12 protein-coding genes are annotated in these 12,038 nt (G+C 37.4%); 3 read left to right on the top strand and 9 right to left on the bottom strand.

What is annotated here, in order from left to right; all coding sequences use genetic code 11:
- Positions 1-126: 126 nt before the first annotated feature.
- The 4 genes from RVS70_RS12750 to RVS70_RS12735 form a co-directional block, all read right to left on the bottom strand.
- Positions 127-1,425 carry an arsenic transporter gene (locus RVS70_RS12750; protein ID WP_026679707.1) on the bottom strand — a complete coding sequence of 433 codons (1,299 nt, stop codon included), beginning with the start codon at positions 1,423-1,425 and terminating at the stop codon, positions 127-129.
- An 11-nt stretch (positions 1,426-1,436) separates the two neighbouring features.
- Positions 1,437-1,784 (bottom strand): ArsR/SmtB family transcription factor, encoded by a 348-nt coding sequence (locus tag RVS70_RS12745; RefSeq protein WP_026679708.1) that lies wholly within the window; start codon positions 1,782-1,784, stop codon positions 1,437-1,439.
- A gap of 325 nt (positions 1,785-2,109) precedes the next feature.
- Positions 2,110-2,370 (bottom strand): metal-sensitive transcriptional regulator, encoded by a 261-nt coding sequence (locus RVS70_RS12740; RefSeq protein WP_026679709.1) that lies wholly within the window; start codon positions 2,368-2,370, stop codon positions 2,110-2,112.
- Positions 2,371-2,783: 413 nt separating this feature from the next.
- Entirely contained in the window at positions 2,784-4,040 is a 1,257-nt protein-coding gene (locus RVS70_RS12735; RefSeq protein ID WP_026679710.1) for a hemolysin family protein, read from the bottom strand.
- 218 nt (positions 4,041-4,258) lie between these two features.
- On the opposite strand from RVS70_RS12735, the gene RVS70_RS12730 reads away from it, so the two are divergent.
- A complete protein-coding gene (locus tag RVS70_RS12730) occupies positions 4,259-4,450 on the top strand; it encodes an H-type small acid-soluble spore protein (protein WP_166529912.1) in 192 nt (63 codons plus the stop codon).
- Positions 4,451-4,621: 171 nt separating this feature from the next.
- On the opposite strand, the gene RVS70_RS12725 is transcribed toward RVS70_RS12730, so the two are convergent.
- A complete protein-coding gene (locus tag RVS70_RS12725; RefSeq protein WP_321133560.1) occupies positions 4,622-4,954 on the bottom strand; it encodes a hypothetical protein in 333 nt (110 codons plus the stop codon).
- A 691-nt stretch (positions 4,955-5,645) separates the two neighbouring features.
- Here RVS70_RS12725 and RVS70_RS12720 point away from each other — a divergent pair.
- Together RVS70_RS12720 and RVS70_RS12715 are read left to right on the top strand one after the other, a co-directional pair.
- Positions 5,646-6,722, top strand: coding sequence for a membrane protein (locus RVS70_RS12720; protein WP_026679713.1), 1,077 nt, complete (start codon positions 5,646-5,648; stop codon positions 6,720-6,722).
- Positions 6,723-6,752: 30 nt separating this feature from the next.
- On the top strand, positions 6,753-7,457 hold the full coding sequence (locus tag RVS70_RS12715; protein WP_026679714.1) for an NAD-dependent protein deacylase: 705 nt from the start codon (positions 6,753-6,755) through the stop codon (positions 7,455-7,457).
- 693 nt (positions 7,458-8,150) lie between these two features.
- On the opposite strand, the gene RVS70_RS12710 is transcribed toward RVS70_RS12715, so the two are convergent.
- The 4 genes from RVS70_RS12710 to RVS70_RS12695 form a co-directional block, all read right to left on the bottom strand.
- On the bottom strand, positions 8,151-8,735 hold the full coding sequence (locus RVS70_RS12710) for a YpjP family protein (RefSeq protein WP_026679715.1): 585 nt from the start codon (positions 8,733-8,735) through the stop codon (positions 8,151-8,153).
- Positions 8,736-8,956: 221 nt separating this feature from the next.
- On the bottom strand, positions 8,957-9,676 hold the full coding sequence (locus RVS70_RS12705; protein WP_321133558.1) for an SDR family NAD(P)-dependent oxidoreductase: 720 nt from the start codon (positions 9,674-9,676) through the stop codon (positions 8,957-8,959).
- Between the two features lie 184 nt (positions 9,677-9,860).
- On the bottom strand, positions 9,861-10,058 hold the full coding sequence (locus RVS70_RS12700; RefSeq protein WP_321133556.1) for a hypothetical protein: 198 nt from the start codon (positions 10,056-10,058) through the stop codon (positions 9,861-9,863).
- Between the two features lie 337 nt (positions 10,059-10,395).
- Complete coding sequence (locus tag RVS70_RS12695; RefSeq protein ID WP_166529937.1) at positions 10,396-11,799, bottom strand: SpoVR family protein; 1,404 nt, start codon at positions 11,797-11,799, stop codon at positions 10,396-10,398.
- Positions 11,800-12,038: the final 239 nt, after the last annotated feature.

Below are 12,038 nucleotides of genomic sequence, written 5' to 3'. Positions count from 1 at the left end.
ATGAGTCCTCCTTGGTTATTTCATTTAAGGGTCCATTTTTGCTTCGAAGCTTTGGACACCTCGTATGATACCAAGGGGCTCTTTTTTGTTCAATCCTCAAATTTCTTCATTACAGGAATGCTCCTTTTAAAATAACCATAACGTAATATATAGTCCTATGAGTGTAATAAACAAAATTGGGACAGTTAATATAATGCCTGTCTTCACATATGTGCCCCACGATATTTTTACTCCTTTTTGTGATAGCACATGAAGCCATAACAGGGTAGCGAGTGATCCGATTGGTGTAATTTTTGGACCTAGATCCGATCCAATTACATTTGCATAAATCAGCGCTTCCTTTATTACTCCAGAAGTGCTAGTTTCAGCGATTGCTAAAGCATCAATCATTACTGTTGGCATATTATTCATAATTGATGATAGAATCGCAGCAATAAATCCCATTGCAATTGTAGCAACGAATAATCCTCTATCTGCGCTTGCTTGAATTATACTTGCCAGCATTTCAGTAAGACCAGCATTCCGTAGACCATATACTACGACATACATTCCAATCGAAAAGAACACAATAGCCCAAGGTGCTCCTTTAATTACCATCATTGTATTGACTGAATTGCTTTTACGAGCCATCAATAGAAAGAATATGGCAATAATCCCAGCTACGATGGAGACTGGCACACTGATCAATTCGCTCACAAAATAACCGATTAATAAAATTGCAAGAATGAACCATGATAGTCGAAACATCTTTAGATCGCGGATAGCTGTTTTCGGCTCTCTAAGCTGGTCGACTGCATAGCTTCTCGGAATCGATTTTCGAAAGTAAAGTAATAAGATACCGATCGTAGCTACAAGGGAGAAGAGATTTGGAATAATCATTCTAGAGGCATATTCTACAAAACCAATTTGAAAAAAGTCTGCCGAAACAATATTAACAAGGTTACTTACGACTAGAGGAAGTGAAGTTGTATCAGCTATAAATCCACTAGCAATAATGAACGGAAATATCATTTTTTCTTTAAAATTTAAATTACGAACCATTGCCAAAACAATTGGTGTTAAAATTAGTGCAGCCCCATCATTGGCAAAAAAGGCGGCAACGATGGCACCTAAAATACTGATGTAAATAAACATCTTAACTCCGTTACCTTTAGCTAATCTTGCCATATGCAAGGATGCCCATTCAAAAAATCCTATTTCATCTAAAATCAGTGAGATAAGTATAATAGCTACAAATGCTAAGGTCGCATTCCAGACAATTTGAGTTACTTCAATCACATCATTAAAGCTAACAACTCCCAGTAGCAACGCCAGGATAGCCCCACCACATGCGGACCACCCAATGGATAACCCCCTAGGCTGCCAAATGACAAACAGGAGAGTTAGTATAAAGATAACTAATGCTAGAAAAATCGATGATGTCAACATACTCCCTCCTACTTACAACAATTAATTCTTGTTCCGTTTTCTTCCAATTGTTTTAACTGGTAACTTTGATCTGGAAGCTGATCAAGTAGTGTTTGGATGAAAGGATATTCCGAACTATTTTTATTCATGGAATAAAATATCCACTGACCTTTTCTCTCCTCCTGTACCAAACCAATATCTCTTAACTTACGTAAATGCTGGCTAATGGATGGTTGACTAACTTGAAAGATCTCAACAAATTCACAAACACAGCAATCTTGATCATCAAGGATCTTCATCATGATTAGCCTTGTTTTATCTCCTAATAATTTACAGATCAAAGCAGCACGATCTGTTTCTACTGATGTATCCTGCATAAACACCCTCCTCATTAATATAAGTATATAAGTATATACTTATATATTCAAGATATTTATTCCTTATGTATTACTATAACAAAAGCGCAAGCGTCTGATTAGAAACGTAGCGACTGGAGCGAATCAGCGGAGATAAAGAGCTTGCAAGCCGATGATGACTTAGCTTAGGGCGATTCGTGAAGTCGCCTCGTTATCTGGGCGCTGGAACTGGACTCTGCTCAACACACGCCTATTTATCCACATGGGCTAATTTTTTAATTTACTAGACTATAAAAAACGCTGACCACTTCATGCTTATGCATGAAAGATGTCAGCTTCCAAGTTACTATCTACTTTTTACAAGTAGATTAACTGCTTCTTTTATTAATTCCTCCGTATTTTCACCATTTCTCTGTTCTTCACGAATACATTTTTCTAGATTCTGACTGACAATGAGTGCTGCTGTGCGATCCAATGCACTCCTAGCAGCTGACATTTGTGTTACAACGTCTCGGCAATCCTTTTGTTCTTCCATCATCTTTAATAACCCACGAATTTGACCCTCAATTCGTTTCATTCGATTCATTACTTTTTCATCGTATTTCATACTTACTTCGCTCCTTTGTCCCATCATAGCATAAACAAAAGCTTATTGTGCACTCTAACTTTAAAAAGAATGCAGATCTTTAGTGAAACTACTACCAACCTAATTACCTATTTATTCCAAAAATCCGTTTAATCATTTCTCGTTAAAAAACTCCAAATGATCTGTATACAAATATAGAAATACAGTTGATTTCACAACAGGTACAGACAGCGATTGAACCGTCTCCTCGTTTTCCTACCTGAACAAGCTATTTCTCCCATTAATTCTGTCTTCTGTGCCAAGTTATGGAATCAGACTATCATCCCTTCACGAACGATCGAAAATTATCCGGGGCCATAACAGACAGCAGTGTTTCCTCCTCTCCCTAATACTGAGTCAAATCTATCTTGATAACTGAGGGGAATGGAATCCCCTTACTCATGACTTGGTTCTGTATGTTTCCGTATTTCCCGCTTTCTAATTTGTACTCGTTTAATTGTACGATCTTCTACAGATAAAACTTTAAACCATAAATGATCTGTTGATATTTCCTCACCTGCCTCTGGAAAATAATGAAAGGCTTTAAGCAAGAACCCAGACAGGACATCCTCTTCCTCCGGGATGTCAGTATGAAAGATGGTATTCAAGCGATGAAGTGGAATTTTTCCATGACATATAATTTCAGAGTCTGTGACTTTCTCTACCAATGATTCGTTACCCTTATCTGTTTCATCTTCTATTTCTAAACCAATCAAGACTTCGATTATATCTTCATGGGTTATGATCCCTTCCGTACCACCATACTCATCAAGAACAATTGCCATATGCTTTTTATCCTGTATCATTTTTCGGAATACCCAATCAACCGAATGGAATTCGAAAACGATTAACGGGTTCATATCGCTAAACGACTCTAATGATTTTTCCGGTTCCATCGCCCAAGACAACAGATACTTTGAATGGAATACACCTACAATATTGTCAATCTCCTCTTCATAAATTGGATACCTTGTAAATGGGTTATCAATAGCAATATTTCTAACCTCTTCAAATGTTGAATCACAAGGAAGTGCCATAATATCCACACGGGGTGTCTTCAATGCATCCTTCACATTAAGATTATTAAATTCCAGTACCCCTTTAATACGATAGGTCTCGTCCTGTTTAAAAATACCCTCGGTACGCGCTATATCCACCATAGCCCGAATTTCTTCTCTCGATACAGATGTACTATCTTCCTGTCCTTTTGATAAAAAGCGAATGATAGCACCAGTAATTCCATTAAGCAGCATGGTTAATGGCTTAAAAATAGTAACGACTGCTTGAATAACTGGGTAGACCACATGTGCAATTCGATCAGGAAAGGCGGCCGCTACTGATTTAGGAATTACTTCTGAAAAGATTATAATCGTAATCGTTAATAACGCTGAAGCAATCCCTACATTTATACCGTAGTCAATCGCTACCATAGTAACGAGCGTCGGTAGTAAGATATTTGCAATATTATTCCCTATTAGAATTGCTGTAATAAATTGTTCTGGCTTGGATACTAATTCAAGCAGCTTCCCAGATCGTCTATCATGATTCTTAGCTTTTGTCTGTAATTTCATTTTATTTGTCGCGGTTAATGCCGTTTCACTGCCTGAAAAGAAAAAAGATACAAATAATAAAATAATGATCGCAATGATCACGTATGTCTTCCTCCTTATGTAAGTTCATATACTTGTTAGGATATGTCAGTCATTTACCTATGATACATTATATTTCCCACCATTTCACTGGGCCAAACCACTGTGAGCTTAACCCTATAATCCTGCACATATTTTAGGTGAAAGTTAGAAAAAATAAGACGAAACTACTTCACTGGAGCATAAACATACGCTACTAACAGAAAGGAAGGTGGATTCAGATGGATAAGGAAAGAGCTCAAGAAATAATGAATGCAGCAGAGATGATACAAGTCCGCTATCGAGGAATCCCAGTCTACATCAAATCGTTACATGAAAAAAATACAACAGCCACTATCTTTCCTCTAGATGAAATGGAAAATGAGCAAATTGTGGACATACAAGGACTACACGAACTACAATTAGACAACTAATAGAATTGTGTCTCAAATGGTTCGGTTTATATAACAACTAAGAAGGACAGAACGCTTCTAAGGTGGGAAGCTTTAGAAGTTAAAATGTGATGTTTCATAAGTGGAAAAAGCCCGTTTTGGGGAAAGTATATGTCCATTCGTGTACGTATGGAGCTGAGGGCAGCTCCATACTCATAGTTGTAATCCGGTCCATTGCCAATACGTAAAATAAAATACAATCATAACAAGGATATAAACTGGCATAAGTATTGTACTTAATTGAAGCAATTGTTTTGCGTCAATCGTCATATCACCTTCTTCATAGAATAGTAATATTGCTTTTGAACTAACTGGAAATGTTAAACAATAGCTCATTCCAAGTAAACTCAAGAAAACAACTGCCGCAGTGTTTAGCCCTATGGACTCACTAAATACAATAATACTTGGAATAAAAATAATTGCTCTTGTGGTATGTGAATGTACATATAAATGACTTGTCACCGCAATCACTAACATAATCATCATGAATAGCCAATTGGGAATATGATCAAATACATTGAACCCCTGCTCGATAATTCGCAAAAAATGAGAAGTTTATGAGAAAGCTGGTGATAGAAGATGTAAGGCTGTCCATTACTCGAAAAAAAACCTCCTTAAGCAAGAGGTTTCTAGATTATTCAACTTATTTATGATTGTTTCCATCATTTCGATTAATCCGAAGTGGTAATCAACTGCCAGTAGATGTCCGATTGGTTCTAACCTCTATGGTACTAACAATCTGTGGGAGTTGTTTATCCCCCACGGATTGATTTAACCGATCAAATGATTGTTGTAAGGCTTCATTGAATTTTTGTTGCTCTTCCACCATCTCAAATGTGTGGTGTTTATTAGATAATGTTGATTAGGTTCTTTCAATCTTCATTATTTTTATAAATCTCTTTATAATTGACATGATTAATATATACCCCCATTATTATGACTGCTTATTTTGAGTTCTTCGTAATTGGGACATTTCAACTATATGTATCTACCCCTTTTAAATAAAAGATCCCTTCATCTGTTAAAAAAATATGATACGATAATAAATACAATTATGTGAAAAAGCTGAAGGGAGTCATTACACTTACTATTATTATAATAGAGAAAACGAGCAAGATTAAAATTTATATCATTCCATTTAACTACTTACAAACAACATCAGCACGGAGGAAACAACATGAAAAGAATTTTACAGATTGCCAGTGCATTTATCGGAATAGTCGTTGGAGCAGGCTTTGCTTCTGGACAAGAAATTTTGCAGTACTTTACTAGCTTTGGTTACATTGGGACAATTGGATCCATTGTTTCCACTGGTTTATTCGCCTATCTAGGTATGACACTTACACGACTTGGGAGCAAGTATCAAACAACCTCGCATCGAGAAGTCATCTATCTGATGAGCGGGCGCTTTTTAGGGACAATGGTTGATTACATTATTGTCTTTACATTGTTCGGTGTAGGAGTAGTCATGATCGCAGGGGCTGGATCAATCTTTAGTCAACAATTTGGGCTTTCATCCTTTGCTGGAATTACCGTAATGACGATACTCGTTATCCTTACCGTTATGATGAATGTCAATCGTGTAATTGCGGTTATTGCAAGCATTACACCTTTTTTAATTCTAACCGTCATCTTACTTTCCATCTATAGCATGATGACAATGGATACTTCCTTTGCAGCAATGGAACCAATTGCTAGAAATCAGCCAGCTGCTTTATCGAACTGGTTTATCTCTGCCGTTAATTATGTATCGTTTAATATAGCTTTAGGTGCACCTATGGCACTAGTTATGGGGGGATCTGAAAAAAATGAAAGAATTGCTACCATTGGCGGACTACTCGGCGGTCTCGGGATCGGTTTACTTATTGTTTTTAACCATTTAGCGATTTTTTCTAATATGGAAGCAGTTGTTGGCTACGAGATGCCTATTTTAAAAATCGCGGATGATCTTTCTCCTATACTTGGAATGCTATATTCCATCATTCTTTTTGGCATGATTTTTAATACCGCTGTTAGCATGTTCTTTTCATTTGGATCTCGGTTTATGAAAAGTGAAACAAAGTCATTTCGTATGTTTATTGTGTTCACAATTCTTACCGCATTTGCTTTAAGTTTTGTTGGCTTTACAGAATTGGTCTCCTTTTTCTACCCCCTAATTGGTTATTTAGGTCTGTTTTTAATTGCTGTACTTATTATCGTACCGGTCCGATTACATAAAAAGAAAAACGGGAATGCTCAAATGGAAGATAATTAACTATAGAAGTGCGAGATTGGAGGGAATATCTTGCTAAAACAATGGCTTTACGAAGCGAAATATACGGTTGTTTTCACGGGAGCTGGGATGTCGACAGAAAGTGGTTTGCCAGACTTTCGTTCAGCTAATCAAGGGTTGTGGAACAAGCAGAATCCTGCTAAAATCGCTAGTACTGATGCATTAAATAATAACGTTGAGGCATTTACAACATTTTATCGAGAGCGAGTATTGGGAGTGAAATCCTATAAACCACATAAAGGCCATTATATTCTTGCAGATTGGGAGAAGGCCGGTACCATACAATCGATTATAACGCAAAATGTAGATGAGTTTCACCAGCAAGCTGGGAGTAATCGTGTTGCTGAGCTTCATGGCACGCTGCAAAGGCTCCACTGTCAATCCTGCCAGAAGGAATATAGTAGTGAAGAATATGTACACAAAGACTACTTTTGTAAATGTGGTGGCATCTTACGTCCTTCCATTGTATTATTTGGAGAGACATTGCCTGCCCAAGCTTTTCAAGCGGCACTCTCTGAATCAGAAAAAGCTGATTTATTTATGGTCCTTGGCTCATCATTAAGTGTAACACCGGCAAATCAATTTCCGTTAATCGCCAAAGAAGGTGGTGCGAGATTAGTCATCATTAATCAAGAACCTACTGCATTAGATGCTTACGCAGATATGCTCATACACAATCGACAAATAGGAGACGTATTAACTGAATTAGACCAGTAAGAAGCAAGATAATTGAGTTATCTAAACTATAAATTGAAACTTCCATCCGTGGGGTGGTTTATCCCCATGGATTGGTAGTACCACAAGGGTATGACCTAAAGGCCCATGAACCAATCGGACATTTACTGGCAGTTGATTCTACACTTATCCTTATTGGTTTCACTTTATTCCTTGATGTAGGGAGCTTACTGCCAGTTATATGCGGGATAAAGTGAAACTTCCATCCGTGGGGGGGTTGCTTATCCCCACGGATGGTTAGGTGAACCAATCGGACATTTACTGGCAGTCGAACCCACACTTATCCTTATTGGTTTCACTTTATTCCTTGAAGTGGGGAGCTTACTGCCAGTTATATGCGGGATAAACAACTTTTCTGTATGGTGATTAAAAACGTGCTGGGACAAAACACAACTTCTTTACTCAACATACGAATAATCATGTTATCAATAGGAGTATCATCGCCGCACCGTGAAGATATACGCTCTTTCCGCGGACACGGCCTCAGCTAACTTGGTTAAGAAAAAATACGTTACCAAGTGGATCTTCGGACTCGTGCTGTTCCCGCCGGAGTCTCGCTTATTTCAGGTGCTAAATGAATGATTCTAACCAAAAAACGAAAAGATAATTAATTCAAATTAATTATCTTTTCGTTTTTTATTGTTTCTTCATTCTATTGTCTCAGCCTCTTTTTTATTACGTCATCCATTTAGGGGGTGTGTTTTTATCCCAATATATTTCACCAATGTCATAGTGTTTTTCAAAATTATCAGCTTGGAGATGGTAATGGAAATTAAACCAATGACCTTCTAATGGACGATGATCCCTTCTCACATGGAATTTAGCCACTTTTTCCTGCGCCTTCAAGTCATAAATATTAAATATTCTTTCTCCATAGCCATCAGCGGGATCCTCCGATATGTCATAGTAAGTCACAGGCGCTTTATCATCAAATAAAATTGTCTCCATCACTTTTTCTATGTTCGGTAAAATAACGGCTGTAAACTCGTCCTCAATTCGATGTGAAATTCTTGGACCCATCTTTATTAATGCCTGTTCTTTCGCCTTTTCCGTTAATTGATCTATGGTATATGCTTGAATAGGGACGACATCTTCTGGCGTTTCTAATACCGAGACAGGTGTAGCTTCGTCTAGACCTGACCCTGAATCATAACGTTCTTTATGCTCCTCAGGATCTGCCGTTAATGAAGTTGGAACGTACATCCCTAATGTCATAATTGTGATAAGAACAACAGCTATTTTTCTCATCCATTGCTTCATTTTAGAGCGCACTCCTTTGTATCTATTACTATAAATTCTATCACTTCTGTATCATTTGTCTATCCTATTTTTCAGAATTTAGTAAATTGATAGTGTAAAGGCTGCGATTACAAAAAACGTCATATACTATTTCTCTTAATAAGGCATTTAAGGAATATTCCATACATGTTTGAGTTTAAAGAAGCGACAGATGTTCGATCATTCTATTCTTGTACCTAGTGTTAATCCGCCATCAACAACAATTTCGGCACCGGTGCATAAGAACTTTGATCTGAAGCAAGGAACCCAATAACATGTTCAACTTCTTTTGGTTCACCGATTCTTCCTAGAGGAGTTTGAGAATAAATAGGTATTGTTCCACTTGTTTGAGCCATTCCCGTATTTATTCCGCCAGGGTGTACGATATTTATTCTTATCCCATCTTTCCCTACCTCTACAGCCGTCGCTTTTGACATTGCCACAACGGCTGCTTTCGTAGAAGCATATGCAGCCGTTCCATCTAAAGGTGCAAATGCTGAAATAGAGACATTGTTAATGATGGAGCCCTTCTTTTGCTGAGACATTATCGGTATAACCGATTGCATGCCAAGGAATACACCAATCTGGTTAACATTAATAATTTCACGATATTGATGAAGTTCTGTCTCCGTCAACGCAGCATTGTAGTATAATCCTGCATTGTTCACGAGAACATCTATCCTACCAAATGCTTCTATGGCAGCATGAATTGACCTTTCCCATTGTACTTCATTTGTTACATTAAGCTTAACAGGAAGTGTTTTATTCTTATCAAATTCTTGTGACAGTTTTTCCGCATCATTCAGCTCCCGTGCAGCAATGATTACACGAGCACCTAACGATAAGAAGTAGCGTACTTGTGCCTCGCCTTGCCCTCTAGATGCACCTGTTACAAGAACAACTTTATCTTCTAGATTATACAACATGATATCACCATTTCCGTTAGTATTTAACTTTACCTTCTTTTATAGGGTAACAGGCACGACTAGAAACTTCACGATATTAGACTACGCATGATCATTAACAAAAAAACTGAGCAAAATGGTTAGTCCTTATCACTACATGCTCAGATTTATGCTTCCTCTAGTAGCTATTATGGAATAATAGCTACTGCTTAACCACCACTCCAGCTGCCCACTTCCCTTTCCGTGGGGTTTGTCCTTCAGCTAACTTTTTTAGCAAAACCCGCTCAAAAAAGTGGATCTTCAGGTCAAACATTTCCCACAGGAGTTGAAGTAGCCGGCCTTCGCTATTATCAGGCTCTACAACGCTAGCATGAAGTAACACAACTGCTTTTATACTCACGGATAGCGATTTTCACTTTACCCATTGTAAAAAAAGTCAACCTATTACTTATGACAAGAATTGTTGCACCTTCTCATAGCGGAGACTAATTACGTAGACTCCTGTGGGATTAGCGCGAGCCGAAAATCCACTTTGCAACTCCTTCTTTGCAAAGTTAGTTGAGGCCGTGCCCGCGGAAAGCGAAGTAATTAGTCGGAGCATTGCCAATATACATCTAACATTTCAAAATAACTACTTGGCTTAACGCAGTCATTGCACTGATTTTATACTTTCTTAACTTTTAAAAAACGGATTGTTTTCGTTATGTCCCAACTTATTTCAATAGATATATTCATAACTAAAGCTGCCGATGATACGTTTTCCTCCCATCATGGGAATAAATAACTTTCTTATCCTCCACATAGGTTTCTAAATATACTGTTTTGCCCCAAAGCTGATGAATATAAGGAAGCACATGCTCTAAATATTTTAGATCTAATTCTATCCCTTCATAATTGTGAATCAAATAGAGCTCCCCATTCCGCAAGTAATCTCCATTTTCTACGGTTATATATGGAAATCCTCCATTTACTCGCATGGAAATAAGCTGATCACGTACTGCTTCATAATCTTTATTGGTAATTTGATAGTTTCTCCCCTTTTTCTCAAATAAATACATATCTTCTCTCGCTACCAAGTCTTTCGTTAAATAATTACGGATGAAGGAGATATCCGATTCCAGCTCTCTTACTTCAAAAATCTTTTCTCTTCCTGAATTTTCTTTTATGCCTAATTGCTTCATTTCCTTCGTCGGATGATTATACCGCTCCTCAATGTCTTCAAAAATTTTTATCCCTAAATAATAAGGATTTATTTGATGCTTCGAAGGCTGCACAACACCGGCATTTAATGTAGCAAATTCAACGGTCTCATCACTTGTTAAATCCATCTCACGTAAAATACGCTGATGCCAATAAGATGCCCAGCCCTCGTTCATAATTTTTGTTTCTAGCTGTGGCCAAAAATATAGCATCTCCTCACGCATCATTGTTAAGATATCCCGTTGCCAATCCTCTAGGTCTCTACTGTATTCTTCAATAAACAATAATAGATCCTTCTCTGGCTGAGGAGGAAACTTCTTCCGCTTGTTTATTTCCCTCTTCTTGTTATCATCTGATTTCTCATCTAAGCTCCATAAATCATCATAAGGTGTTTTAGGAGCAGATGTATCTTCTTCCTCTTCGTCCTCCATATAATAAGCAGGTAATTTTGGCCTTACGATGGATGGGTCAATATGTTCTTGAATTGCAAGAATCGCATCTAAAAACTTCTCCACTTCCCTTTTTCCATAAACCATCTCATAATGTGCAATTCGTTCAGCGGTAGCCGTCATACTTTCTACCATGTCTCTTCTTGTATTCGAGAAACGGACATTATTTTTGAAAAAATCACAATGCGCCAATACATGCGCTACAATTAATTTATTCTGAATAAGACTATTCGTATCAAGCAAAAAAGCATAGCATGGGTCAGAATTGATAACAAGTTCATATATTTGGCTTAGACCTAGGTCGTATTGTAGCTTCATTCGATGAAACTGTTTACCAAAGCTCCAATGACTAAAACGCGTCGGCATACCATAAGCACCAAATGTGTAAATAATATCGGCTGGGCAAATTTCATAACGCATTGGATAAAAATCTAATCCAAATCCTGATGCAATTTCTGTAATTTCATCAATGGCACGATGAAGCTCCTTCATCTCTGTCAAATAGATCCCCCCAAACGTACTTTATACAGTTTATGAACAAATACTAGAATGATTACAGTTAATAAGATTTGCATGTACAATTACTTGTACTTTTAATTTGCTTTCTTATACAAAATGAGTACTTATTACCTAGTTAAAATATGTTAACGTAAAATTTTTGATCAAAAGTATTGCTATTTTTAAACCAGTACCATATAATTTGCCTATAGGAAACATTTTAATCCTGATAA

The sequence above is a fragment of the Virgibacillus sp. M23 genome (genome assembly GCF_034190895.1).
Classification (GTDB): domain Bacteria; phylum Bacillota; class Bacilli; order Bacillales; family Amphibacillaceae; genus Virgibacillus; species Virgibacillus salarius.
This window is presented reverse-complemented; position numbering and strand designations above follow the sequence as displayed.